20 protein-coding genes are annotated in these 26,233 nt (G+C 33.8%); 10 read left to right on the top strand and 10 right to left on the bottom strand.

Translation table 11 applies throughout. From position 1 onward, the window contains the following. Positions 1 to 21 precede the first annotated feature (21 nt). From AC1Q5Z_RS13280 to AC1Q5Z_RS13265, 4 genes are all read left to right on the top strand, one after another. The gene (locus AC1Q5Z_RS13280; protein WP_198856200.1) at positions 22 to 1,545 is read left to right on the top strand and encodes a RagB/SusD family nutrient uptake outer membrane protein; all 1,524 of its coding nucleotides are present in this window, start codon (positions 22 to 24) and stop codon (positions 1,543 to 1,545) included. 8 nt (positions 1,546 to 1,553) lie between these two features. Next, complete coding sequence (locus AC1Q5Z_RS13275) at positions 1,554 to 2,657, top strand: hypothetical protein (protein ID WP_343584372.1); 1,104 nt, start codon at positions 1,554 to 1,556, stop codon at positions 2,655 to 2,657. A 132-nt stretch (positions 2,658 to 2,789) separates the two neighbouring features. After that, positions 2,790 to 4,181 carry an endo-1,4-beta-xylanase gene (locus tag AC1Q5Z_RS13270; protein ID WP_492445211.1) on the top strand — a complete coding sequence of 464 codons (1,392 nt, stop codon included), beginning with the start codon at positions 2,790 to 2,792 and terminating at the stop codon, positions 4,179 to 4,181. A gap of 55 nt (positions 4,182 to 4,236) precedes the next feature. Beyond that, positions 4,237 to 5,175 (top strand): LamG domain-containing protein, encoded by a 939-nt coding sequence (locus AC1Q5Z_RS13265; protein WP_492445210.1) that lies wholly within the window; start codon positions 4,237 to 4,239, stop codon positions 5,173 to 5,175. A gap of 189 nt (positions 5,176 to 5,364) precedes the next feature. Here the strand turns inward: AC1Q5Z_RS13265 and AC1Q5Z_RS13260 are convergent, their stop codons facing one another. Beyond that, positions 5,365 to 7,329 (bottom strand): RagB/SusD family nutrient uptake outer membrane protein, encoded by a 1,965-nt coding sequence (locus AC1Q5Z_RS13260; RefSeq protein ID WP_343584378.1) that lies wholly within the window; start codon positions 7,327 to 7,329, stop codon positions 5,365 to 5,367. Between the two features lie 10 nt (positions 7,330 to 7,339). After that, positions 7,340 to 10,426: a SusC/RagA family TonB-linked outer membrane protein gene (locus tag AC1Q5Z_RS13255; protein ID WP_198856205.1), complete on the bottom strand. Its 3,087-nt coding sequence runs from the start codon at positions 10,424 to 10,426 to the stop codon at positions 7,340 to 7,342. A gap of 636 nt (positions 10,427 to 11,062) precedes the next feature. On the opposite strand from AC1Q5Z_RS13255, the gene AC1Q5Z_RS13250 reads away from it, so the two are divergent. Continuing rightward, positions 11,063 to 11,530, top strand: coding sequence for a hypothetical protein (locus AC1Q5Z_RS13250; RefSeq protein ID WP_492445207.1), 468 nt, complete (start codon positions 11,063 to 11,065; stop codon positions 11,528 to 11,530). Between the two features lie 51 nt (positions 11,531 to 11,581). On the opposite strand, the gene AC1Q5Z_RS13245 is transcribed toward AC1Q5Z_RS13250, so the two are convergent. The 4 genes from AC1Q5Z_RS13245 to AC1Q5Z_RS13230 are packed head-to-tail and all read right to left on the bottom strand — an operon-like array spanning position 11,582 to position 17,365. Beyond that, on the bottom strand, positions 11,582 to 14,698 hold the full coding sequence (locus AC1Q5Z_RS13245; RefSeq protein ID WP_492445205.1) for an efflux RND transporter permease subunit: 3,117 nt from the start codon (positions 14,696 to 14,698) through the stop codon (positions 11,582 to 11,584). A 4-nt stretch (positions 14,699 to 14,702) separates the two neighbouring features. Next, complete coding sequence (locus AC1Q5Z_RS13240) at positions 14,703 to 15,002, bottom strand: DUF190 domain-containing protein (RefSeq protein WP_198856208.1); 300 nt, start codon at positions 15,000 to 15,002, stop codon at positions 14,703 to 14,705. Between the two features lie 48 nt (positions 15,003 to 15,050). Further along, a complete protein-coding gene (locus AC1Q5Z_RS13235; RefSeq protein WP_198856209.1) occupies positions 15,051 to 16,061 on the bottom strand; it encodes an efflux RND transporter periplasmic adaptor subunit in 1,011 nt (336 codons plus the stop codon). Positions 16,062 to 16,111: 50 nt separating this feature from the next. Continuing rightward, positions 16,112 to 17,365, bottom strand: a complete 1,254-nt coding sequence (locus tag AC1Q5Z_RS13230; protein ID WP_198856210.1) for a TolC family protein — start codon at positions 17,363 to 17,365, stop codon at positions 16,112 to 16,114. A gap of 264 nt (positions 17,366 to 17,629) precedes the next feature. Between AC1Q5Z_RS13230 and AC1Q5Z_RS13225 the strand changes: the two genes are divergently transcribed. The 4 genes from AC1Q5Z_RS13225 (at position 17,630) to AC1Q5Z_RS13210 (ending at position 21,033) form a co-directional block, all read left to right on the top strand. Next, positions 17,630 to 18,430 (top strand): helix-turn-helix domain-containing protein, encoded by an 801-nt coding sequence (locus tag AC1Q5Z_RS13225; protein ID WP_343584390.1) that lies wholly within the window; start codon positions 17,630 to 17,632, stop codon positions 18,428 to 18,430. An 86-nt stretch (positions 18,431 to 18,516) separates the two neighbouring features. Then, complete coding sequence (locus AC1Q5Z_RS13220) at positions 18,517 to 19,332, top strand: hypothetical protein (protein ID WP_198856212.1); 816 nt, start codon at positions 18,517 to 18,519, stop codon at positions 19,330 to 19,332. A 277-nt stretch (positions 19,333 to 19,609) separates the two neighbouring features. Next, the gene (locus AC1Q5Z_RS13215) at positions 19,610 to 20,191 is read left to right on the top strand and encodes a TetR/AcrR family transcriptional regulator (RefSeq protein WP_492445202.1); all 582 of its coding nucleotides are present in this window, start codon (positions 19,610 to 19,612) and stop codon (positions 20,189 to 20,191) included. A gap of 50 nt (positions 20,192 to 20,241) precedes the next feature. Beyond that, complete coding sequence (locus tag AC1Q5Z_RS13210; protein ID WP_343584396.1) at positions 20,242 to 21,033, top strand: SDR family NAD(P)-dependent oxidoreductase; 792 nt, start codon at positions 20,242 to 20,244, stop codon at positions 21,031 to 21,033. Positions 21,034 to 21,098: 65 nt separating this feature from the next. Here AC1Q5Z_RS13210 and AC1Q5Z_RS13205 read toward each other — a convergent pair whose 3' ends face one another. From AC1Q5Z_RS13205 to AC1Q5Z_RS13195, 3 genes are all read right to left on the bottom strand, one after another. Continuing rightward, positions 21,099 to 22,106 (bottom strand): VOC family protein, encoded by a 1,008-nt coding sequence (locus tag AC1Q5Z_RS13205; RefSeq protein WP_492445200.1) that lies wholly within the window; start codon positions 22,104 to 22,106, stop codon positions 21,099 to 21,101. Between the two features lie 40 nt (positions 22,107 to 22,146). Beyond that, positions 22,147 to 23,004: an SDR family oxidoreductase gene (locus tag AC1Q5Z_RS13200; RefSeq protein ID WP_343584401.1), complete on the bottom strand. Its 858-nt coding sequence runs from the start codon at positions 23,002 to 23,004 to the stop codon at positions 22,147 to 22,149. Between the two features lie 162 nt (positions 23,005 to 23,166). Then, positions 23,167 to 23,745, bottom strand: coding sequence for a Crp/Fnr family transcriptional regulator (locus tag AC1Q5Z_RS13195; RefSeq protein WP_198856215.1), 579 nt, complete (start codon positions 23,743 to 23,745; stop codon positions 23,167 to 23,169). Positions 23,746 to 24,131: 386 nt separating this feature from the next. Here AC1Q5Z_RS13195 and AC1Q5Z_RS13190 point away from each other — a divergent pair, with 386 nt between their 5' ends. Continuing rightward, complete coding sequence (locus AC1Q5Z_RS13190) at positions 24,132 to 24,698, top strand: helix-turn-helix domain-containing protein (RefSeq protein ID WP_492445198.1); 567 nt, start codon at positions 24,132 to 24,134, stop codon at positions 24,696 to 24,698. 82 nt (positions 24,699 to 24,780) lie between these two features. Here the strand turns inward: AC1Q5Z_RS13190 and AC1Q5Z_RS13185 are convergent, their stop codons facing one another. Continuing rightward, on the bottom strand, positions 24,781 to 26,178 hold the full coding sequence (locus AC1Q5Z_RS13185) for a DHA2 family efflux MFS transporter permease subunit (RefSeq protein WP_198856217.1): 1,398 nt from the start codon (positions 26,176 to 26,178) through the stop codon (positions 24,781 to 24,783). Between the last annotated feature and the right edge of the window lie 55 nt (positions 26,179 to 26,233).

Raw genomic sequence — 26,233 nt, 5'->3', positions numbered from 1 at the left:
GTTAAAATAAAAATAATAGTTATGAAAAAACTTTTTAAACTTTTTATGATTGGAATGGTAATACCATTGCTGTCTTTATTTTCCTGTTCTGATGATTTTTTGGATGCTCCATCTGAAAATCAATTGACACCTGGCGATTTACCCGAAGGAATTACCGCTTTTGATGGAATTGCCGAGAGTTTGTATTTTAAACCTTGGTTTACTTTTAATGATAAATTCTTAATTGCAGTTGGCGATATGTACGCTGGCAACGCATTTACATTTGATGGTGCATATGCACAATTTAAAGACGCTCAGGTAACCTCGCAAAATCCAATCCTGACAGAAGGATATACTTCTTTGTTTTCGGTTATTGATCAATCTAATAATTTAATGAGTTTGGTTGAAGACAGAAAAAGCGAGCTCCCAGAAGCATCTTATAAAAATGCCATAGCAATATCAAGGTTTATGAGAGCTAATGCTTATTTCTATCTGGTAAGAAGCTTTGGAGCTGTGCCTATTATCAACAAAGCAGGATCGGCTGCGCAACCAAAAAGAAATCTTGTTACAGATGTTTACAAATTCATAAAACAAGATTTAGAATATGCGATCGAAAATTTACCAGCAACTTCGGTAAAAAAAGGATATGTTACCAAATTTGCTGCTATGGGAATCCTTGCAAAAGTACATTTGACATTAAATGAATATGCAGAATGCGCAACTCTAACTCAGAAAATTATCGGAAACCAATACACTTTAATTCAAGAGTACGGAAACTTATTTAGCAGTCCCGAAAATAATAATAGCGCCGAAAGTATGTTTGCCCTGCAATGGAAGGCAGTTGCTACCGAATGGGGAACGCAAAATACAAATCAAGCGTATATAGTTCCTGGTGGTACTGGAATAACTGGCGGTGGTGACGGTTGGGGAGTTTATCTGCCTTCTATTTCATTGCAAAGCGGTTTTGAGCCAAATGACACTAGAAAAAAGAGCACAATCATGACAGATGGCGACTTTTATCCTGAATTATTAAAAAATCAAGGCGGTTTTAGATATAAAAAAATATACTCATCGACTGCGGCTAATTTCAGAAAGTATATTGTAGGATCTGCTGCCGAAAGAAACGATGTGTTTTTTATGAGAACTTCGCAAAACACAATCATACTAAGGTATTCTGACGTTTTACTAATGAATTCTGAGGCTATTTTGGCAGGAGCCAGTTCAACTACTTCTGCAGCTGCTTTAGACTCTTTTAATGAAGTGAGAGCCAGAGCGGGATTACCAGCTAAAACAGTTCTTACAAGAGATGATTTATTTAACGAAAGAAGAATTGAATTTGCTCTTGAAGGACAATATTTCTTTGATTTAAAACGCCGTGGTCTAGCGGAAGCAACAGCTATTATTTCACAACAAGAAGTTGGATTTTATTCTGATGATGACAGAACAGTATTGATTTCAAGAAAAATAACTCCTGGAAGCAACTATTTTGAATTGCCTTTACCGCAAACTGCTATTGATACTAATCCATCGTTATTAGAGCCTCCTGTTCCTTTTAACTTTAACTAACATTTACTATGATCAAGAAAATAACATATAGAATTATAATTCTTCTAGCACTGGTTTCTTTTGCTGCTTGCCAAAATGATGACGCACCTACTGCAAGCGTTGATGCAATGGTTGCCGAACCTGGCGATTTGCTTAATCAGGCCTTTCCATTAAACAAGATCAGAGTTGAAGGTGAAGGTTTAAAAGGATTAAAAAAAATTACGTTGGACAATAAAATTAACATCAGTTTTAATCCAAACTATAATTCAGATCAAGCTTTTATTTTTACTATTCCTTTTGACGAAAAACTAGGAAGTCGATTTGGTGTACAGCCTATTACGTTTGTAACAGGAACAGGATCGGTCACCAAAAACATAGAGATTTTACAACCTACTCCTACCATAACAAAAACAATTCCAGAGGTAGCAACTCCTGGGTTTCCATTAGAAATTGAAGGAACATGGTTTTACAATGTTTCTTCCATCACTTTGGGCGGAAAAACACTTAGTTATACGTTAAAATCGTCATCTTCAATTATCATCGGTTTACCTTCAGACGCAATTTCAGGATCAGAGCTGGTCGTTACTACTCCTGGTGGTTCTGCAAAAAAAACAATCAATTTTGCAACTGTAGTTCTTGTGTCTGATTTTGACGGAAACGGTTCCAGAGAAGATTGGAGTGCTTATGGTGATATCGATAGTTTTAATGCCAATACCACTGGTGGCCCAACAGGAAGTTATGCAACATTAGCATGGTCTGGTTCAACTGCAAATGGTTATAACGGAAGCAGTGCTGGCGGTGGAGCTAGTTTCCTAAGCTCTTCAAACAATGATGCCCTAAAAACATTTATAGACATTGATGTAAGCGCAAATGTTGTGGGTGCTCAATTTGCTATTCAGCTAAATACTATTGATGGCGTAAATTATGGCTATAATTTTAAAGTGACCGATGTAAACTGGACCACGAAGACAATATTATTAAGCGATTTTAAAGATAATTACGGATTTGGTTCAAATTCGGCGGCAACGTTAGATCCTTCTAAAATTAATGAAATTAAAGTCGGTATTGCTCAAGGAGATACGCCAAATCCAAGTGTAATAAAATTTGACAATATTAAAATTCGCTACCAATAAAGAGACTTTTAGGCATAAATAAAAAGAGGTCGTAATAAAACGGCCTCTTTTATAAAATAAGCTCTAAAATGATACAAAAATTATAAACAAGGGTATTACCAATAACGAGAATACCTATAATAACAATACAGTATGAAAATTAAATTTTTACTAATGCTGGCCTGTCTTTTCTTTTTTTTGAACTCTTGTTCAAAAGATGACAATGTCGCTGTTAATGCTTTAGAAGCGCCTATTGCAAATGCTCCAAAAGACGTGAATGACGAAGGTTTTAGAGCAAAATGGAATTACGTTTCCCACGCAAAAAGTTATCTTCTAGATGTTTCTACCAATGAGAATTTCTCCACTTTTGTCCCAAATTACAATGCAAAAGAAATTATCGATTTAAATGAAGTTGTTTCAGGTTTAAACGGAGGCACACAATATTATTACCGAGTTAGAGCAAAAAATGAAACAGAGATTTCTGGCTATTCAAATATTATTAGTGTTGTAACTACGGGCTCTAGCAACATTCCTGAGGATCCAACATTTTTAAAGGTAAAAGCCAATAAATTGGCAAATCCGTTTTTTGTAGGTATGGCAGTTAAAGCATCGCAATTAACAAACGGAAGTCCTTATGATGTTATATTGAAAAATGAATTTAGCAGTATATCTGCCGAATATGAAATGAAAATGGATCAAATTTCTGTTTCAAGCGGTGTTTACAACTGGACTGTTGCTGATAAAATTGTTGCTTACGGAAATTCTAATGACATCAATGTTCACGGTCATGCTTTGGTATGGCATAATTCGGTACCGCAATGGTTAAAAGATTTCTCTGGGACTGATGCTGAATTTAAAGCAGAAGTTAAAAAGTACATTACAGATGTAGTTACGCATTATGCAGGAAAAATAAAATCTTGGGATGTCGTAAATGAAGCTGTAGATGATAATGGAGGTACGATGAGAAATACAATTTTTCTTCAACGAATGGGTGCCAATTATGTAAAAGACTGTTTTCAATGGGCAAAAGATGCAGCAATCGCTGCTGGCGACAACTCTTTACTTTTGTTTTATAATGATTATGCAACTTCAACAAATGTTCTTAAACAAGATAAAGTTTTTAGCATTGTCGATGATTTAAAAGCAAGCAATCTCATTGATGGTATTGGTTTTCAAATGCATAATAACTATTTAAATCCAACAAGAGCTCAAATCGAAGCCGACTTTAACAAAGCTGTAGCAAAAGGCGTGAAAATTCATGTTTCAGAATTGGATATTCAGGTAAATCAATCTAACGATATTTCAACTTTTACAAATGAAAGAAGGCTAGCCCAAAAAGAAAAATACAAAGAAATTGTACAGCTATACAATGCACTTCCAGCAGTAAATAAATACGCTATAACGATTTGGGGAATGAAGGATAATGAATCATGGATTCCTTTTAGTGCAGAACTCAATCATCCAGGAAACGACTGGCCTTTATTATACGATTCAAATTTTGCAATAAAAAGTTCACATACTGGATTTCTAGAAGGTTTAGATTAATTTTTTTAAGCTATAATAATTTACTTCAACTATTAATAAACCAAAAAATTAAATTATGAAAAAATTAAATTTGTTTGCATTAACAGTTTCATGTGCATTAAGTTTAGGATTTACATCATGTGCAGATGATGCAAGTCCGATGGCACAAGACCAGTCAAAAAATACAAATGCAAGTACAGTTACAAAAAACAGTACAAGCAAAGTAGCAGATGCACCTTGGGTCAAACAATTTGAAGAAACATTTGATGTGGGTTCTAATTTGTCGCAATGGACAAAAGAGCAACGTGCAGATTATAATTCTTGGTATTGCGATTATTATAGCTCTGTGCCAACCACACAATGGAGAGACGGAAGACAATGTTTAGAGATCAAGACTACAAAATTAAGCACATACAAATATCAATCTGGGTTCATTACCTCAAATTATCAATACAAACCAGAAAACAACACAGAGTATATGCTTTCTGCTAATATTAAGCTAATAGCTATGGATGGCAGTACTTACAAGTCTTTTACTGAAACTTATGGTGCATGGCCAGCCTTTTGGTCTGTGCAGGGAAATGCCTGGCCAACTAAAGGAGAAATAGATATTATGGAAGGTTATTCTTTTGCTCCTAATGCAAGTCGTTTTACTTCGAATCTTTTTTATGGAACCTCTTCTGGAACAAATCTTATAGGAAACTCTGCAGAAAGAAACTATCCTGCCAATTTTGATATCAATGGAAATGGCGGATGGCATTTATATGAATCTTTTTGGAAAATGAAAGACAATGTTGTAACAGTAACCATAAAAGTCGACAATGTGACCGTAGCAGCTTATACTAATGGTAGTGCCAATAATCTTAATCTCAATAATTTTGGACCACACTCTATTATATTAAATATGAATGTTGGATCTAAAGACTCCAATTTTATTGACCCAAATAAAATCAATTTATTTTCAACTGCAATGATGTGGGTTGATGATGTAACAGTTTATAAAAGACCAATATAATTTAAATTTTAGCTGATTTTCAAGCGTTTTTTCAAAACAATTTTACCTCAACAGCATTCATAGCTGTTTAGCTGAGATCGGAAATTAGTTTAATTCTATCTTAGAGTTCTCTAAAAACTAAATAGGAGCAAAAGTTTATCTTTTGCTCCTATTTTTCAACTAACTTAAACTAACCTTATTGTGAAATGGCTAATAGCCAGGATTCTGATAAGCTGCTTTTTCTTCGGCTGACATTTGCATACCATCAAGTTGGCTTGTTGGTATTGGACGAAGGTAATTCTGTGGAGAAATTGTTCTTGTAAACACCTTAACAGTGTGATCTTTCCAATCGTTTGGATTAGTAGCTCCTGCGATTGAAAATGAATTTCCGTATTCTGTCCATTTTTGAGTACGCACTAAATCATACCATCTGTAGCCTTCTCCAAAATATTCTCTTGAACGTTCTGCCAAAATATAATCAATATCAATAACCATTGGAGTTGCTGCAGTCATTGCCGCACTATTATCTTGCGTTTTTACTTTGTTTCCGTTGTTGTCAAAAGTCCATTTTCCGGCACGAGCACGAATAACATTAATTAAATCTCTTGCTGTTTTTCCTCCCTGTACAGAAGCTCCTTTAACCGCAGCTTCGGCAGCAACAAAGTACAGTTCTGAGAATTTAGCTATTGGAAACGGACGCGTACTACTTCCATTAGGAGATCCTAAACCTGCTCCATTATCTGTACGATAAGGTCCTAATTTCCAGTTTCCTGGATAACATATCCTAGAGATTACACTTGGTTCAATTACAAAATCGGCTCTTCCTGGCAATACTCCCGCTCCAATTGAACTGTTAAATACTGAGTTAGAATAATCAATTCCTGATGTATCCTCATTTAAGAAAGTCAGAACTGGCTCACCATTTGCTATAGGAAGATAATTTGCATTATATAATACTGGAGCAGTAATTCCTGCCTTTGCCCAGTTTCCGCGATAAACTGTGGTAAAAGTACCATCGTAACGAGAATCATTAGTTTTATCGGCAAATGTCTTTTTAAACACTTCAATAGGAGGTGCCAACATAGTCCAAGGTCTTCCTAAATGCTGTTCTGCTTCACGCTGCACAGAACTTACCGCTGCCCAACCAGTGCTGCTTGAAGAACTTCTAACTCCAGTGTAATTAAATTGCCCAAACCATCCAGCAAAATAATCAGTACTAAAACCACCACCGCTATAACCTATATCGCCACCATTATAAAGAGAGCTAGTTTCTGTGTGATCAGCATACAAAAGCATCTCTTTATTTCGATCGTTTTTACCTACGCTAACTTCATAAAAAGAAGGGAGCAATGCAAAAGGACCTGGGTTATTAATTGCTTCTACCGCAACATCGTAAGCCTGCTGATAATACCAAGCCGCATCATGTCCGTCCAAATCTTTACGATCGCTTGCGGGATAAGTTGGAATATTATTAGGATTTTCAAGCCACCATGCAAAGGTCAAATACGCTTTAGCAAGATAAAAACGTGCTGCAGTTTTAGTAAGTCCTCCCGTTACACGTCCTGCAACTGGCAAATCTTCAACTGCTTGTTTTAAATCTGGGAATATTGCTTTACTGTAAACTTCAGGAACTGTATTACGCACAGAAGTTCTTACAGTTGAAGAGTTAAATTTTAATTCTCCAGCTCCTAAATCCAATGGCACACCGCCAAAAGTCTGTACCAACAAAAAATAATCAAAAGCTCTAAAAAATCTTGCTTCTGCGATTAGCGCTGGAGAAATCGTTCCAATTTTAGATGCATTCTCAATTACACCACTAGCTGTATTAATATTTGGAAAAGTAGCTCCCCACACAATACCTGTATTACTAGTTTGAGCATTAATTACACCAACTCCTGAGAAGTCTAGATTCTTAACGTTTCCATCTGAGTTTTGCCCCCAAGTTGACTCATCAGTTGCAATTTGTCCAGTATTTAAAAAATAACCACTTCCATACATATATCTCAAATGGCCGTACATTGATGTTATTCCTCCCATTACCCCTTCTGGAGTAGAAAAATAGTCTGGAGTAAAAATAGCTCTAGGCTTCTCGTCCAAAATATTATCTGAACACCCTACTAGAAAAACTGAAGCAAGTGCCGTTACAATATATTTTTTTACTTTAATATGTCTCATTACTGTCTTTTTAAAAAATTATATTAAGTCCTAAAATCAGATTGCGCGACTGTGGCGTATTATATCCTACAGTTAATAAACGACTTAAGTTTCCTGAATAGGCAACTGCCATATTTGAAGCGTCATTTGCATAAGAGTTCGTTTCAGGATCTAGTCCAGATAATTTATGATAAGGAGAATAAATTACCCACGGATTCTGAATAGTACAGTAAAGTTTTAGTTTTTCCATTCCTGCACTTTTAATCCATTGCTTGTTTAAACTGTATCCAAGAGTAATCGTTTTTAACTTAACAAATGAACCATCAAAATAACCTAAAGTAGAACCATATTTCGGATTATTACTTTCTGTAGGACCACCTGGCATTGGAAATTGTGCTCCTGTATTTTCTGGTGTCCAGTAATCTACATCTATTTGTCCGCGTCGCCCATCATTAATATTTAAATATCCATTAGAACCGTAAAGTGTACTATTTAAGATACCTCCGCTTTGAAAAAGACCTACAACACTAATATCAAAATTTTTATAAGCTACTCTAGTATTAAAACCACCTTGAAAATCAGGATCTGCATTTAGAACTTGTCTGTCATCTGCCCCAATTAACCTTTTTGGTGTCCCATCTGGATTATAATCTCCTGTATACGCCACTCTAATCATACCCGCTTGACCTGCCGGGCCTTCGTATTGTTTTGCTTCCGCATCAGTCTGCCATATTCCTATTTTTTTATAATCGTAAATCACATTAAGAGGCTTTCCAACAAACCACCAGTTATTTTGATCTTCAGTCATTCCTGAAGCCAGAGATACCAGTTTGTTTTTGTTGCTGTAAATATTAACACCTGCGTCCCAAGTCCATCCATTATAATTATCTAGAATTACCCCATTAAGACTAAGCTCCCAACCTTTGTTTTGAGTTGATCCAACATTTCCAACATAAGAACTAACCCCAGAAGTAACTGGAAGATTAACACTTAACAAAAGATCTTTCGTATCTGTCGTATAATATTCAGCCGTTCCCGATAATCTGTTATTAAAAAGAGAGAAATCCAAACCAAAATTAGATGTTATAGAATATTCCCATCCTAAATTCGGATTTGGAAGCGTCGAAACGTAATATCCTGTTGCATTATTAGATCCAAAATTATAAGGTCTTGTGCTTAAATACCCCAACGTAGCATAAGGCGCCACTGATTGATTAGACGTCTGCCCGTATCCTCCTCTAAGTTTTAATGCGTCGATCCATTTTACATTCTTCATAAAAGACTCTTTGCTAATATTCCATCCTGCTGAGAATGCTGGATATGTATGCCATTGATTAGAAGGCGCTAGACGCGAAGAAGCATCTGAACGCACTGTAGCGCTTATCATATAGCGATCTGCATAAGAATACATAGCACGAGCCATATAAGAAATCAAACCACTTTGAGTATAAGTCTGATTACCATTGTTTATAGTAATGTCATCATTATCACCTGTAGAAGTCTGACCTAAATTAAAATACTGAAAACTGTCTCCGGCAATATTTCTTCTTGAAATTAATGAGCTGTTGTAAGTATCTTGCGCAGAAGAATACATTGCCAACGCGTTTATTTTATGCTTTTCAGCAAATGTACGATCATAAGTAAGCAACGTTTCTACTGTCCAGCTTGTAGATTGCGTATTTCCAATTGAGGCCACATTTGGATTATCTGGATTAGCATTAAAAACACCAATACCAGTGTAAGAGCCCGAATTACTTGTTCTGTAATTGCCACCTAGATTCACACGAGCTTTTAATCCGTCAATTGCTGGTATTTTAAGTTCCCCATAAATAGAATTGTAAGAACCGAAAGCTTTGTTTGTATCTGCCCATTTGTCTCCCAGATTTCGCATACTTTCTTTAGTGTACACCCAATTTTCATCTTGAGGCATTCTTACTGTTCTTTTTAACGAACCATCTTCGTTATAAGGATTTGCAATAGGCGACATACTTAAAACTCCGTACATTCCTAAACTAGCACCATCAGTTATACTGTAATTATTATTAGAAGAAAAACCAATTTTAAAAATACCGATCTCTTGATCTAAAGCCGCACGGATAGAATATCTATTAAACTCAGATCCTGGAATAACCGCTTGGTCTTTATAATAATTAACTCCAACATTATAATTTCCATTTTCTGTTCCTCCTGTCACTGCGATATCGTGATTTGTTACGATTGCTGTTCTATAAAAAAGATCTTGCCAATCTGTATTTACATCATCAGCTTCATCGATTCCGTTTACAAGGTTTTTTCCCGCAAGCTTACGGAACTCAACATATTTAGGTCCTTGCATCATTGGATATTTTACAGCAGTTTTATATCCGGTATAAGTATTATAAGCAATCGAAGTTCTTTGTCCTTTTGTTCCTCTATTACTTGTTACCAGAATAACTCCGTTTGCGCCTCGCGATCCATAAATAGCTGTCGCCGATGCATCTTTTAATATATCGACACTTTTGATATCCTCAGGGCTGATATCTGCTAAAGTACCAGAGAACGGAATACCATCAAGAACTACCAAAGGATCATTTCCTGCTGTTAAGGAACGCGTTCCACGAATACGAATTTGCATGGCAGCACCAGGCTTCGTTGAAGTCTGCGTTATTTGAACCCCCGGAAGACGTCCCTGCATAGACTGAGTAATATTTGCAGAAGGAACCTCACGTATTTCACTACCTTTAATAGAAGCTACCGATCCTGTAACCGCTTCTTTACGCTGAGCTCCATACCCAATAACTACTACTTCTTTTAAATTATTAGAATCTTCTTCTAGTTTTACATTAATGGTTTTCTGTCCATTAACCCCTACTTCACGGCTTGTAAAACCTAAAAAACTGAAAATAAGCACTCCATTAGAAGGAACACTGATAGAATAAGTACCATCAAAACTGGTACTAACACCTGTCTTTGTTCCTTTTACATTTACATTAGCACCAGGAATTGGCCCGTTGGCATCTGAGACTGTTCCCGTGACTGTTGTCTGTGCATTCGACTGAATCGAAAAGACAAACATTAAGATCAAAAAACCAAAGCATTTGAGAAGCTTTGATTGACTTGCAACAAAAAAGTTAGTCATAAAAATTGATTTAATAATTAAAATATGGTTTATGGTTTAGTTAGCATTTCAAAACTTATTTCTGGGTAAAAGCAATAAGTCTTTGAACAAATATATATCTTTTTTCAAAAAAACAATCGGTTGTGTAATTATTTTTTTATTTATTATTCAAAAAATATCCACTAAAAAAACATTATACTTATTTTAATCTTAAATTATTTAAACATAAACAAATAAAACACTGTAGAATCTCGCAAAAAAAGAAACGATAATTGCCTTATAATTGAATAAAAAACAAAATAAACGTTGATAAAAAAATAATCAAAACTCTTATTTAGAATAAAAAAAAACACCTAAACACCAATAAATCAGATAATAATTACAATTTTATCAAAAAACAGCACAAAATAGATTCTAAAAAAATTAAAAAGACAATCGGTTGTTGATTTATCAATTATTTTTTAGATTGAATCTGTTCAAAATAGCAGATAAAATATTTCAGCTCCTTTTACTTTTAAATCAAATTAACAGGAGCAACAAAATAAAATCAATAAGTAATTTTTAGAAAAAGCCAGATCATTAAAAATCAAAATGTAATTATGTAACAGCAATCGATACTTTACACTTAAATTTGAGTCAACGCTAAATCAATCCGTTATGAAAAGTCTTTTAATAATTATGATATGCATTATGGCATATTCTTGCCAGAAGCAAAAAGGAAACGAAAATACTCCCCTTCAAACAGTGCAAACTGCAACTGAAGAGCCACAAAAACAAGAAAATAAACAGATTGGCGATACTATTTTTATGAATTATAAAAATGAAAAAAATGTATTTATTGCAGATGGCAAGGTAGATTCTATACATTCTAGAATATATGTCAAATTTAAAAATGAATTTTCGAGTGAATTAAACGGAAGAATTATACCGGAGAAAACTAATGCCAATATTCGTTTTAACCAGATTATCTATCCAGACAAAACAGCAGACGGGCCTTTTGGTACAGAACTCAAAATAGAGGCCAAACAAACTGGTGATTATATCCTAATTATTGGACATTCTCAAATGGCGGAAAATCCTTATTGGGGAAAATTCGAGGTGCAATTGGAAAATAAAAAAAATTAGATCCATAAAAAAGTCCCAATCAAATATTGGGACTTTTTTTTATGTTAGATTTTATTTCGTTTTTCTCTCATTTAACCAAAAATATAAAGGAGGAATTAATATTGGAGCAAAAATTAATGTACTACTCAACCCGCCTATAATTACCGTTGCAAGCGGTCGCTGTACATCTGAACCAATACCAGAAGATGTAGCTGCTGGAATTAGCCCCACAATAGCCACAACCAAAATTGATAATAAAGCTCTTAATTGTTCTTTTGAAGCTGTCAATACATTTTCTTGCAGATTATCATTCTTAAACATTGTTTTTCTATTAAGAGCCGATACAAGAAGTACGCCCGACATTACCGAAATTCCAAAAATGCTCACAAAACCAACACCTGCAGAAACATTAAAGTAATAACCTCTAAGAAGTAAAGCTACAATTCCGCCTCCTAAGGCAAACAAAATACAACTCATGGTAATCATGGTATGCTGGAAGTTTTTGTACAGCATAAATAGAAACAAGAAAACCATAATAATGGTAAGCGGAATGGTAAATGCTAGTTGTTTTCCTGCTCTTTCGAGATTTTCATATTGTCCTCCATAAATAATACTATATCCTTTTGGCACGGTTACATTTTTACCTACTTTACTTTGCAGTTCTTTTACAAAACTTCCCTGATCTCTTCCTCTAATATTGGTTCTAACGGTAATCATTCGTTTGCTTCCATAACGATAAATATTCGTTTGTCCTTCAACAAAATGTATGTTTGCCAATTGATTCATTGGAATTAAAGCGCCATTTGAAGATGGTACTAAAATATCTTTTATCGCATCAATAGAACTTCTGTATTGTGGTAAAAAACGAACTACAATGTCATAACGTTTTGCTCCATCATATAAAGTTGAAACTGTTTTTCCGCCAATTGCCACCTCGATCATATTTTGAATATCTGCTACATTAATTCCAAATCTCGCAGCTTGTTCCCTATTAATATCAATTGCCAATTGCTCTTGTTCTCCTTCTTGTTCAATATTGACATTCTCAGCACCTTGCGTATTTTTAGCAATTTGTGCAATTGTTTCTGCCTTTTTTCTCATCATTTCCAAATCATCGCCCACAACAGAAACTGCAAGGTCTGCTGCACTTCCGTTTACAATTTCCATAACCTGATCGATAATTGGCTGTCCTGAAGAAAATTGCACTGATGGAATTTGCTGCTGCAAATCTTTTTTAATTATTTCGACCAAATCTTTCTTAGCAATGGTATCGCTCCAGAGTTTGTAATCTTTTAATCCTACTAAAATCTCATTCCTATTGGCAGGAAACGGATCGGTACCATCATCATTACGCCCTGTTTGCGTTATCACGTAAGATATTTGAGGATATTTCGCTATTATTTTTCTGATTTTAGGAGCATATTTGGCATTTTCCTGTATCGAAATTCCAGCTGGAAAATTTCCCCTTAAAAAGATCGATCCTTCATCTAATGTGGGTAAAAATTCGGTTCCTAGTTTTAAGCCGCATAAAATAAATATTGCTACTATCGAAAAACCAATTACTGTAGTTTTTTTATAATTATTTAAAAAACCAGATAATGCTTTTTCGTATGATCTAGTCAAATAATCTAACACCACATTTTTATGTTCTTTTATAGGTTTATCAATATCGAGCATTGCTTTTCTATAAACAAACGAAATTAGAACTGGAATAAAGGTAAGTGCTCCCAACATCGAACCAATAACAGCAAAAGCCAAAGTTAAAGCCATTGGAGAAAACAATTTGCCCTCTACTCTAGTCATTAAAAGTATAGGCATATAAGCCAAGATGATAATGGTTACAGAGAAGAAAATTTCTCTTCCCACTTCTTGAGCTGCTTGTAATGTGATTTGCACAATCCCATCTTGTTTTTCTTCTGGTGTGGCTGTTCTGTATTTCCTTATAAGATGTTCGGCCATTAAACAGGCTCCATCTACAATAATTCCAAAATCTATTGCTCCCAGCGAAAGTAAATTGGCAGGAATACCGGTAAGCCTCATTAAAATAAAAGCAAACAATAATGAAAACGGAATAGTTAAAGCTACAACTAATGCACTTCTAACACTTCCAAGAAACAGAATCAATAGAATAATTACAATAGAAATTCCTTCAAACAAGGTATGCGCAACAGTTTCTAGCGAATGATCGATCAAGAATGTTCTGTCATACATAGGGCGCAATTTTACACCTTGAGGCAAATCATTTTCCTGTAACTCAGCCATTCTTTCTTTTAGCAATATTAAAACCTCACTTGGGTTTTCATATCGTCTTAAAAGAATAATACCTTCAACGCCGCTGCTTACATCTTTTTTGTCTTGGGTAACGGTATATCCCATTACACCACTTGGCGGTGGTGGCGTAATTTCTACAGTTGCTACATCACGAACAAAAACAGGAACTCCGTTTTCAGATTTAAGAACAATATTTTGAATATCTCTTTCCGTTTTAATTGCTCCCAAACCACGCACTGCAAAACCTTGCCCGCCTCTTTCAATAATATTTCCACCGGTGTTTAAATTGTTTGCATCTACTGCGTCCATTACGTTTTTAAGCGTAAGATTGTATTTTCTCAGTTTTTCTGGCGAAGTAATAATATGAAACTGCTTTAATGGACCACCAAAAGTAGTTACATCAGCAATTCCAGGAACTTGCAGCAAAGCAGGTTTTATAACCCAATCCTGAAGATCTCTAAGCTCTGCTTGGCTATAATTTGAAGGCGCTTCTACAACATATCTAAAAATCTCCCCAACAGCAGTAGAAAGCGGCGCTAGTGAAGGCGCAACACCATCTGGCAATTCAGCTTCTGCAAGTCGTTCTGTTACCTGTTGTCGTGCAAAATAATCATCAGTGCCATCTTTAAAAGTAAGCTGCACTACCGACAAACCAAAAATAGTTCTGCTTCTTCGATCTAAAACATTTGGTGTATTCTGCAAAGCTCTTTCAATAGGAATAGTAACTTGCTGTTCTACTTCTTCAGCTGCTCTTCCGTCATATTGTGCTACTATAATTACATTCGTATCTGCAATATCTGGATATGCTTCTATTTTTAATTTTGTAAAACACCAAAAACCTATTGCCATTAAAACAACACTAATTGCAATTATAACCCAGCGGTTACGAAGGCTGAATATGAGTAAATTTTTAATCATCTGTTTACCATTTTTCTACTTGATTCGTAACTATAAAACCTCCTTTGTAGACTTTTCGTAAAGCCGTTAAAACAGATTTTACCTTTTCATCTTCATCTATAAAATTGATCAGCAAAGGTATTTTATCAAAACTGAACAAATCATGAGGCCTGTTAAGATACCTACTGGCTCCATATCCTATTTTACCATGAAATATAGTTGCTCCCTTAATTTTGTGCTCAATTAAAAATCTTAAAATGTACTCATACAAAGGCTGTGTTCCTTTTAGTTCATCTTTATCTATATATACTTGTGCTTGTGTCATTGTTTTTTCATTTAAGTATTAGCTATTTTGCAGACATAATCTTTGTTTTCAATACCCAAAACTGAGGCCTTTTAACTGCATAACACCTTTAACAGCTATAGCATCGCCACTCATCAAACCATTATAAACGACAACTCTGTCTCCTATCTGATTTCCGATTGTTACTTCGGTACGCTCAAATTCTTTACTGTTCTTTTTTACAAAAACATAATTTTTTGCCTGAACGGTAACCAACGAGTTTTTATCAATACTTATGTTATCTCCTTCGCTTATGCCAAAAGAAACTGTAGCAAACATACCAGCCTTAAATTTACCGCTTGCATTATTTAAGCTGATTCGGAGTTTGACCATTCTGGTAGATTGATCAATCATGTCGGCAATGTCATCAATTTTTCCAGAAAATTTTTCATTAGGAAAAGCGGTAAATTGAACGGTACAGTTATCACCACTTTTTATTCTGCTTATCTGATTCTCCGGAATATCACAAATAATAAATGATGTTCCTGCTTTTGCTCTTTTGAGCGCTTCGGGTTCAAATCCTCCAGCTTTCAAGTTCGTCTCGTACTCAATCAAAGCCGCTCTTTCATTGGCCAAATTGGTCTGTTCTACAGATAATGCTGTTTGCGCTTCCAACAAATCTTTACCCGTTGCTGCACCATGAGCCAGCAAGTCCTTAGCACGGTCTACTTCTATTTGTTTTTGTTTTATGTTTTTGTTCTGAATTTGATTGATATTGGCAATGTGTTGAATAAGCTGAGTATAACTAGCTGCCAAATCAGGATTTTCAAATAAAATGATATTTTGTGATGCTCCTTCTTGAGATTTCATGACCGTTGCAGAAACTTTTGCAGGAGCCATAATTTGATTGTTAAGAACCGAATTTCCTATAGATTCTGTTTCGAAAAAAACAGCACTGCTGTCTGTAGGAAATACAATGGTTTTTCCGTTGTTTGTAACCTGTGGCAAGTTGTTTACTACCTGATCTTGTTTCTTTTCTTTTCCGCTGCAGGCGTAAAGAAATAAAACTATAATGCCGCTATACTTTATTAAATGTTTCATATGTAGATAGTTTGTTTTTTTTAATGAATCTCGACAGTTCTCTCAAATCATTATTGTGCTATTTGATTAATTAATCCTGAAGCGTAGAGCAATGTGATATAACTTCTTCTATATTCTTGCATAGAATCATAATACTGCTGTTGTATGTCAAGCCAACTGCGCTGCGCTTCCAGAAAATCAATAATGGTTGTGCCTCCTCGCAAATAAGAATATTTTACACTCTTTAAAATGTTTTCCGATCTTGTCAGCAGTCCGCCAAAATTTTCAAGATTACTTTTTTGAGTCTGATAAGCATTGTATGCATTTGTTATTTCTGTTCGAATTAAAACCTGCGTAGCTTCCAGATTTTGTTCGGCCTGTTGTTTTAGATAACTTGATTTTTTTATTTCTCCCTGATTTCTTGAAAAAAAAGGAAGTTCAATTGTACCGTATAAGCCTACATAAGGAATCATGTTTTGCGGATTGTAAATTAGTCCCAACTCAGGCTGCGGATAAGCCAATGACTTTTGAAGATTGATGTTAGTATTGGCAACATCTAAGATTGATTTAGAAGCCAAAACATCTGTTCGTTTATCTAAAGCTTCCTGCAAAAAATCATCTAAATTTGAAGGCAGAACAAATACAAAATCATCATTAGAATCAATATTTATTTCTTCTTTAGTGCCTAGTAAATATTTAAGGCTTAGCAATTCGTTTTTTAAATTCTGTTCAGCTTTTTTTATTTCTAATACATATTGATTGGCCAACAGAGTAGTACGGTTTAAATCGGTCTCTGTAATGACTTGATTTTTTAAACGGACTTTATTTATAATTACCAAACTATCAAGGTTGCCGCTAGCTTTTTTAACAATTTCCAATTGTTTTTGTGCTGCCCAAACATCAACCCATTTTAGGCCTACATCCTGAAATAAGTTACGTTCTATTTCATTGTAGTTTTTTTGAGTCAAAACCGAATTCTGGCTTGCAAAATCAATTTTATTCTTACGTGTTCCAGCAAGCTGAAAAACTTTTCCTAATTGCAAATTGGTTTGCGTATTAGCGCTATTAAAAAAACCAGTATTAGGCGCATAGTTTTTTTCTGCAGCAACACCAATGTAATTAAATCCGAAAATTAGATTTGGTCTTAACTTTGCCGTCACAATATCGCTTTCAGCAATATCTACGTCATAATATTGCCCTTTGAGAACGGGATTATTTTTCTTTGCTGTTTGAAGGGATTTTTGAAGATTGTAATTAATTTGTGAAATTCCATTGACTGACGACAAAGTCAACAAAACAAATAAAAGAAAGTAGTGTCTGTGCATGGGTCTATTCTTTATTTATTACATTATAAATATACGAAAAAACCTAATTATAAAACCATTGATATCTAAAAAACAGAATGGTACATATTCTTATATTACAAAATGAAAACAATCGTTTCAAATAACCAATTATCCCTTTATAAATTGGAATTTAAAACAGTTATATCCAATTAAAATTTATATTTAAAAAATGAGCAGGTAACACTTGTGCAAACTTTTAATTTGCTATTTTAGTTTCATAAATACCATTTCCCCAAAGAGAACATGAATCTGGATTTTTATCAGCCTAAAAATGAAATTTTAAAAAAATATATCGAGGGATATTACTTCATCTCAAAAGATAAAACTTCGGGCTCTATACAATATCTGACCTTCCCAAATAATTTCTGCATTTTAACGACCAATGAAGATATTAATGTCGAAATACAAAATAACGAAGTCACTATAAAGTCATCGCCAGATAAAAACATCATGACTTGTGTGGTTTCTAGATATACCAAACCTATTAAAATTCATTACAAAGAGCTTATAAATGAAGTTACAATCTATTTTAAACCATTAGGAATAAGTCAGTTTTTATCAGATTCAAAAACTATTTTTTCAGAAAGTACTATTTTAGATTTTACTTTTATGCCTGATTTTAATGATAAAATGATTGAAATTTTTAGCTTAACTAAAGACAAACAAAGTCAGGAGCTTGAAGATTATCTGCTTTCTAAATTACAAGTCAAAGATTTTTCTTTTATTGAAAAAATACTTGCCGATATTGAAACTGACGAAAAGATTGAAGAAATTGCTCTAAAGCATCAAATTAGCAGACAGTATTTGAATAAAATATTTACCAGACATATTGGCAAATCGCCTTCGGAGTATCGAAAAATACATCGCTTTAGAAACTCAATTCTAAAACAGAAAGTAAGCAAGAATTTTTCTGAATTATCTCAGTACGATTTTTATGATCAATCTCATTTTATTCGAAATTTTAAAGAACTGACAAACAGCAATCCACAAATATTTTTTAAAAATATAGATACAAAAAAAGATAATATTTGGCTATTTGTCTAAACTGTTTCCATTTGTACAATTCTACCATTTTGGGATAATATACTTTTACAAAGTTCGAAACTACGTAAAACCAAAAAAAACCAAATATGAACTGGCAAAAAATCCATCTTTTTTTACACACATTTTGTAGATACTTTTTAGCTACAATTATAATCATGTATGCTTACGGCAAAATATTAAAAACTCAATTTGTATCACAGCCAAGCGTATATGATATGCCTATTGGCTCTCTAGATGGTTTCCGTCTTACTTGGTATTATTATGGTTACTGTTATTGGTATCCAATTGTTATTGCTGTTACACAAATTATAAGTTCACTTCTACTCTTTTTTAGAAAAACAACTAGAATAGGAATTATACTTTTCCTTACGTTTATGGTCAATATTCTTCTAACAGATTTTGCATATGATATTAATGCAAAAGAAATTGCGATAATATTGACGCTAATGGCGTTGTTTGTATTTTTCTCTGATTATAAAGTCTTCCTTAAATATTTCTTAGAAGAACCTCCATTGTACCAAAACAGTGATAGACCTAACTGGCTTAATAAGATTAGCGTAATCAAGTTTGTTTATATTCCTGCCGTATTCATCGGTTTTTTTATCATGTTCAGTATTTTGAAAAATAAATATATGAAAGAAGACGAATTTTATGGAACTTGGGAAAATCTTCAAACCAAGGAAAGGTTACATTTTGAAAACATGAATAATTTTCAAATTAACAAAACAGATCAGGCAAAAAGCATTGTAAATGGAGAATATTCGTTTACAAAAGATTCTTTAATTTTAAAATCAGGCGACAATAACACTGAAGAATATTTAAAAGGAAAACATAGGTTGCATAAAGCCGATTTAATTATTACAACCAAAACAGATACTCTTAAATTTAAGCGAATTAGGTAAACAACTCCTATCGCTTATAACCTCTTAATTAAACAATTAGCAAACGTAATTATATAACAGACACCGAATAGTTTCGTCTAATTTTATAGTTCAATTAGACGAAACTATTTGGTGTTAAATTACTTGCTATGAATTTTTCCAATCGAAAAAATAGAATACCCAGCACACGAACATCTGAGAAAAATCTTCGTAAAGCATAACATTTTTTTTTTTTTTTAAATTGGCAGAATAATTATTTTCATATAATTTTGTATCGATCATTACAAAATAAAATCAAATGAGAGGAAGACCCACAATCTATCAAGATTCTAATATTATAAAAAAGGCTCAGGAAGTTTTTTGGCAGAAAGGCTACAGTGCAACCTCTTTAAGCGATTTACAAAAAGCAACTGGAGCTGGAGCCGGAAGTTTTTACAATACTTTTAAAGGCGGAAAAAAAGAAGTTTTTAAAAAAGCTATTGAAGAACGCAGACTAGCTTTTAATGCCTTTAAAAATGAACTTGCTAAAAGTGATTCGCCTTTGGAATTAATTAAAGAGTTTTTTAGAAGTATCGCAGAAGCCGACACAAATGAACATTTGAAAGGATGTATTATCGCTAATACAGTTGTCGAAATGACTTATATAGATGAAGATCTTGAAGCAAATGCTGCGCAGATTTTAAAAGAAGTCGAACAGATGTTTACAGCAACCATAAAAACCGAACAAATAAAAGGAAACATACAATCTAAAACTTCTTCTGAGATTCTAGGAAAATACCTCATCACGTTTTGGTGCGGACTTAATACACTCCGCAGAATGTATCCTGACAAGAAAATATTAAAAGATCAGATCGAAATGCAATTAGCTGTCATCAGCTAATTTTTTTGACTATTTATGTATCAATCCTTACAAAAATAAATAATAAAAAAATGGATTTAAAATTAGAAAGTAAAAAAGCTTTCATCAGCGGATCAACTCAAGGAATTGGTTTTGCAATTGCACAACAATTACTAAATGAAAAAGCAGAAGTAATTATCAACGGAAGAGATAAAGAAAAAACAAATCTGGCGGTCGAAAAATTGAAAACTGAATTTCCTAACTGTAAAGTGTCGGGAATTGCAACAGATTTTAGCAAAAAAGAGGAAATACAAGCACTACTTGGTCAATTAAATAACATCGATATTCTAATTAATAATGTTGGCCTATTTGATCTAAAAAACTTCGAAGAAATTGAAGATGAAGATTGGTATAAAATATTTGAAGTTAATGTGATGAGTGCTGTTCGTCTTTCCAAGAAACTTTTACCGCAAATGCTGGAGAAAAAATCAGGAAGAATCATTTTTATAAGTAGTGAATCAGGGGTCAATATTCCCGGAAATATGATTCATTACGGAATGACTAAAGCAGCAATGAGTGCTGTGAGCAATGGCTTATCTAAACTAACCATTGGAACAGAAGTAACCGTAAATACCATTCTAGGCGGACCAACTTATTCTGATGGAGTTGCGGCTGTCATAGAACACATAGCCTCCTTGCAGAATATCGAGGTAGAACAAATGAAAAATAGCATTATGCAGCAAACCAATCCGCATTCTTTATTGCAGCGTTTCATAAATCCATCTGAAATTGCATCGCTTGCCACTTATCTTGCAAGTCCTCTTTCTCTAGCAACAAATGGTGCTTCTCTAAGAGCTGATGGTGGAGTTTTAAAAACCATTTAATATAAACTTAAAAAGCCAGAACCTTATTGGTCTGGCTTTTTAAAACTTTTAAAATGAATCAAAAGTTATTCTTTTTGATCTACAAAAACATAAAGTTTCTGCACTTTTCCATTTTCAATCACAAACAAATCCATTCCGCTTACTACAGCTGGTTTTGCTTTCGAACCAAATTGCCAATACAATCGGGCAATATTATGATTGGTTTCAAGAGATTTTACAGTGAATTTAAAATCAGGATTTTTAGTTTGAAGTTCTACAATAAACTTGCTGATATCCTCAATTCCTTCGGCAATAAAATGACGATCCACCATTTCGACATTCGAAGCATACACTTGATTTAATAAAGCTTTACGTTTTACCTCATCTTTTTCATTCCAGATTTTTAGATGATTTTCTACTATTGATGTATTCTTTTTAGCATCAAAATCTGCTTCAGAAACTTTTTTTTCTGTTGCGTTTTTTGGGGACCATAATACTGTTTTTGGATTCGCTTTTTCATATCCTTTTCCGTTTGGATACGAAACCAACTCCATTTTAGAGCCCCAAGGTGTTTCAAAATACACCCAAGTTTCTCCAGCTGTATCGCCAGAAGGCATTGTAAAAGGTTCTCCTAAAATTTTTACACCTTTACTTTTTAAATATTGAACTGATGCTTTAATATCATTTACATAAAAAGCGATGTGAGATGCTCCAATATCATCTGTATTTGGGTGTATTTTACTTCCTTTGTTGTCTGCGTACTCAAATATTTCAATACTTGAACCGTTTCCTGCATTGATCATTTTTATGGTAACGGCTCCTGTATTTGGATTAATGTTATTTAGTTTTTTCCAATCAGCATCAAGCGGAATTGGTCCTAATTGTGTCACAGGTGCAAATCCAAGTACATCACTAAAAAATGTAACGGCTTTATTAAGATCTGGAACATTGATTCCGACATGATCGATTCCGACTATTTCTGCGCTAGTTTGCGCTACAGTTTTCTCTGAAGCAGAAAAGAGTATTAATAAATTAAGCATTGCGGCTGCCGAAGTTTGTATTTTTTTATTTGATTTATTATGAGTTGTTTTCATGATTATTTCTATGTTTTTAATTATTTAGTGTTTTGAAAAATTAATTCGTGTAAGCTGCTACCCATTTTGCTTTAATGTTGGCACGAGCTTCAATAAATTCTTTATCGGTTCCTTGTGCAATGGCATCTAATGGGAAACGAAGTGGTCTCTCTCCTTTTTTCATGCTTACCAATTCTAAAATACCATCTGCAATAGTTTGTGGATTCATATCAAACTGGGCCATTTTACCAAATAATGCTGTTCCTAAAGCATTGAATTTTTCGGTTGCAGCCTCTCCATATTCTTCAATAATTGCTTCTTTATCGGCATGAATTCCAGCTTTAGAACCGTTATTCATTTCTGTAGGATAAACGCCTGGCTGAATACTTACGTTTTCAATTCCGTAATCTGCAAGTTCATCTTGTAAACCTTCCGTAAAGCTTTCTACAACTAATTTTGATGCGATGTACGGAACCATAAAGGGAAGTGTATGTCCGCTTGCCCCAGTTGTAATGTTAATTACAAGCCCATTTTTTTCTTTTCTCATAGAAGGAAGCACTGCTTGATACATACGAAGTACGCTGTAAACGTTTACGTCAAACATTTTACGAACTTGATCAATTGAATATCCTTCAAGTAAACCAAAACCGCTTACTGCTGCATTATTAATTAGAACATCAATTTTTCCGTATTTAACTAATACTTTTTCGATTGCTTTACTAACTGATGCATCATCTGTAACATCGATATCTACTACTTCAATGTTTTCGATTTCTTGCAATTCTTTCGCAACAGCGGCATTTTTATCATTCGTATTGCGCATTCCTGCAATTACCGAATGACCTGCATTTGCTAATGTTACAGCTGTTAATTTCCCGAAGCCTGTACTTGTTCCTGTAATGAAAATTGTTTTTGACATGATTTCTATTATTTAAATGTTTATAATGTTTGTTTCTTTTGAACATTACAAAGTTGCGACGAATGCAAAACCTGCACATTGATTAGAAATAAGTAAAAACTTGATATAGATCAAGAGTTTGAAGAAGGCACAAAAAAAGGAGCTTTAAAAGCTCCTTATATATTATTTCTTTGCCGTTTGTTTCCGAATACGGCTTAGTGTTTCTGGTGTCATGCCAAGATATGAGGCAATCATGGTTTGCGGAATTCTAGAAGCAAAACCTGGATATTTGTTTACAAAGTTTAGATACTTTTCTTCGGCTGTTAAAGTCAATGACGCCTGAATTCTGTTTTGAGCAGCTATAAAACTTCTTTGCAGAATGTTATTTACCATATTATTAAAAGCTGGAATTTCTCTACAAAGCAATTCAAAATTTTCGTGGGTAAAAAGCACAAGTTCTGTATCTTCAATAGCATCAATATTAAAACGAGATGGCTGTTGCATCATTAAACTTTCACGATCTCCTGTCCACCAATTTTCAATACTGAAGCTGTTTACGTGTTCGCTTCCTTTTTCATCAACTGTATAAGTTCTAACACAGCCTTGCGTAATAAAAGCATCATATTTCCAGACATCTCCTTCTTGAAGCAGATATTGTCTTTTACGTAGTTTTTTAATAATAGCAAATGATTGAATACGTTCTGATTCTGATTGTGTCAGTTCCGTTTTTTCTTCTAGATACTTTTGGAATATTTCATACATAGCATGTAAAATTATACAAAAGGCATTTGAAGAACAAATTTTTGCAAGCTAATAGAAATTACGTTTCTTTTTTTATCTAACATTATATAAAACAATTTTTGCCAAATAAAAAATCACTTTTCTTAACACAAAGATATGCGCCCGTTGTAACTCCAACTACCAAGCTACATTTTGCATTTTCTCCTTGCTGTAAGAGACATAGTATCTCCTACTTTTCCAACTTTATTTTCGTCTTGGACTGTAGTGCCAGCCTTTATCAAACACAGTTAATTCCATATTTTTTGTTTATTTTTACCGTGCAATATCACTACACCTTTGTTTACTATATATAAACAAAAGATGTGATAATATCTAATTAAAATAAACTTTGTATACATATACTAAGCATGGAAAGAGTTACAATTTTAGAAATTAGTAAACGCATCAAACAATATAGAACCGAGAAAGGCTTTACGTTACAGGAACTTGCAGATTTAAGCGGTGTGACAAAAGGAATGATTTCTCAAATTGAGAACGGAAAAAGCATACCATCTTTAACGGTTCTTTTGAGTATAGTTACAGCCTTGCAAGTAAATCTTAGCGAATTTTTTAAAGATATTTCGCAAGAAGAAGAATTGGTTATTATAAAAAGGAAAGATACTTATGATCAATTTCAAAAAGAAGGCTCAAATGGTTTCTTGTATGAACGTTTCTTGACTCGTACAATAAAAAATTCGACCGTAGATATCGTCTTTTTGACTTTAGAACCAAATAGTTATAGAGATCAAGTTACGACAGATGCTTATGAATATAAGTATATTCTTTCTGGCGAAGTAGATTATTTGATTGCCAATGAAACTTATACTTTAACAGAAGGAGATTCTCTTTTCTTTGATGGAAGATTAAAACACGTGCCAATAAACAAAAGCTCTAAGCCGTGCAAAATGCTGATTGTCTATTTCTTTGACAATTAGAATAAACTAATAATAAACCATTTTGATTGCCTATATAAATTGCAAATTACAGAAATTTACAACTTATATAGGCAACTTAAAATTATACATATCCTCCTCCGTCAGTTTTACTTAATTTTGAAAAAGTAAAACTTGAAAAAATGGTAAAGACAGCCAATGCAATAAAAGTATATTGAAATGCTTTTATAGGGTTTAAATTAAATATACCATCCTGAAATAAAGAAAGTGCAAGACTAGAAACAGAAACTCCAAAACTTACTGAAAGCTGTTGCATGATAACTAACATTGTATTTCCTCCGCTGGCGGTATCTTGATCTAAATCTGAAAGCGTAATGGTATTCATAGCAGACATTTGTATAGAGGTAAAAACTCCGTAAAATATCATTAGCAAAATATAGTAACCAATCGGGGTTTCTTTTGTTACAAATCCGAGAACAATTAAAACCACTCCGAGCAAAATGGTGTTGCTTATTAATACAGTTCTGTATCCAAAAAACTTTATGATGTTTACCATAAAAGGTTTCACTGCAACATTGGATATAGCAGAAGGCAACAGCAATAAACCTGAAACAGAAGCCGAATAACCAAAACTAGTCTGCAACATTAGCGGCAAAAGCAACGGCAGTCCGCCAATTCCTAGTCTAGTAATTAAACTTCCCATTAATCCTATTTTTAAGGTTCTAATATTTAAAAGATGCAAATCGATAATAGGTTTTTCGGTTTTTTTATAGTGAATGTAATAAAACAAAGAAAGCAGCCCAAATAGAAACAATAGGCTTAATATTACAATCATATGCATTCTTCCGCTTCCTATAAGTTCTAAAACCAAAGTAATAGAAATCAATGCCAAACTAAAATACACCAATCCTCTAAAATCGAATCTTCCTACTGCATGTCTAAAATTAGGCATAATACGATACGCCATCGAAATTCCGATAAGGCCTATTGGAATATTTATTAGAAAAATCCAATGCCAGCTAAAATTATCAGAAAGAAAACCTCCTAAACTTGGACCGGCAACCATTCCTAATAATCCAAATAAGGTAATAAAATTCATTGTTTTAAGCAGTTGATTTTTGGGGTATTGATACAAAATAGCCAGTCGGGCAATGGGCACCATCATAGAAGCGCCAACTGCTTGTAAAACACGCGCCATATTGAGTGTTCTTAAATCAACGGAAAGAGCGCAAAACAAAGATCCCATGATAAATAGAAATACAGCAATCATAAACATCGTTCTAGTTCCAAACTTATCTGCCAGCCAGCCAGAAAGCGGAATAAACATAGCTAATGTGAGCGTATAGGTTACAATAACCGAATTCATTTCGGTTGCCGAATATCCCATGTCTTTGGCTATAGACGGTAACGAAGTATTGAGAATTGTACCATCTAATGATTGCATAAACATGGCAATTGCCGTTACCCACGGAAGCAGATATACTGCATTTTGTTCTTTCTTTTCTTCTTTGTTATCCTGCATTTCTTACTTTTAGATAATACACTGATTTTTAAGCCTACGTAAATTAATAAAAAAA

Source organism: Flavobacterium sp. GW823-FHT06G12 (assembly GCF_058794775.1).
The sequence above is the reverse complement of the archived record's forward strand: the minus strand, read 5'-3'. Positions and strand labels throughout refer to the sequence as shown.

Coding starts and splice junctions, on each gene's coding strand:
- AC1Q5Z_RS13280 (WP_198856200.1), top strand. CDS start 22: ATGAAAAAACTTTTTAAACTTTTTATGATTGGAATGGTAATACCATTG.
- AC1Q5Z_RS13275 (WP_343584372.1), top strand. CDS start 1,554: ATGATCAAGAAAATAACATATAGAATTATAATTCTTCTAGCACTGGTT.
- AC1Q5Z_RS13270 (WP_492445211.1), top strand. CDS start 2,790: ATGAAAATTAAATTTTTACTAATGCTGGCCTGTCTTTTCTTTTTTTTG.
- AC1Q5Z_RS13265 (WP_492445210.1), top strand. CDS start 4,237: ATGAAAAAATTAAATTTGTTTGCATTAACAGTTTCATGTGCATTAAGT.
- AC1Q5Z_RS13260 (WP_343584378.1), bottom strand. CDS start 7,329: ATGAGACATATTAAAGTAAAAAAATATATTGTAACGGCACTTGCTTCA.
- AC1Q5Z_RS13255 (WP_198856205.1), bottom strand. CDS start 10,426: ATGACTAACTTTTTTGTTGCAAGTCAATCAAAGCTTCTCAAATGCTTT.
- AC1Q5Z_RS13250 (WP_492445207.1), top strand. CDS start 11,063: ATGAAAAGTCTTTTAATAATTATGATATGCATTATGGCATATTCTTGC.
- AC1Q5Z_RS13245 (WP_492445205.1), bottom strand. CDS start 14,698: ATGATTAAAAATTTACTCATATTCAGCCTTCGTAACCGCTGGGTTATA.
- AC1Q5Z_RS13240 (WP_198856208.1), bottom strand. CDS start 15,002: ATGACACAAGCACAAGTATATATAGATAAAGATGAACTAAAAGGAACA.
- AC1Q5Z_RS13235 (WP_198856209.1), bottom strand. CDS start 16,061: ATGAAACATTTAATAAAGTATAGCGGCATTATAGTTTTATTTCTTTAC.
- AC1Q5Z_RS13230 (WP_198856210.1), bottom strand. CDS start 17,365: ATGCACAGACACTACTTTCTTTTATTTGTTTTGTTGACTTTGTCGTCA.
- AC1Q5Z_RS13225 (WP_343584390.1), top strand. CDS start 17,630: ATGAATCTGGATTTTTATCAGCCTAAAAATGAAATTTTAAAAAAATAT.
- AC1Q5Z_RS13220 (WP_198856212.1), top strand. CDS start 18,517: ATGAACTGGCAAAAAATCCATCTTTTTTTACACACATTTTGTAGATAC.
- AC1Q5Z_RS13215 (WP_492445202.1), top strand. CDS start 19,610: ATGAGAGGAAGACCCACAATCTATCAAGATTCTAATATTATAAAAAAG.
- AC1Q5Z_RS13210 (WP_343584396.1), top strand. CDS start 20,242: ATGGATTTAAAATTAGAAAGTAAAAAAGCTTTCATCAGCGGATCAACT.
- AC1Q5Z_RS13205 (WP_492445200.1), bottom strand. CDS start 22,106: ATGAAAACAACTCATAATAAATCAAATAAAAAAATACAAACTTCGGCA.
- AC1Q5Z_RS13200 (WP_343584401.1), bottom strand. CDS start 23,004: ATGTCAAAAACAATTTTCATTACAGGAACAAGTACAGGCTTCGGGAAA.
- AC1Q5Z_RS13195 (WP_198856215.1), bottom strand. CDS start 23,745: ATGTATGAAATATTCCAAAAGTATCTAGAAGAAAAAACGGAACTGACA.
- AC1Q5Z_RS13190 (WP_492445198.1), top strand. CDS start 24,132: ATGGAAAGAGTTACAATTTTAGAAATTAGTAAACGCATCAAACAATAT.
- AC1Q5Z_RS13185 (WP_198856217.1), bottom strand. CDS start 26,178: ATGCAGGATAACAAAGAAGAAAAGAAAGAACAAAATGCAGTATATCTG.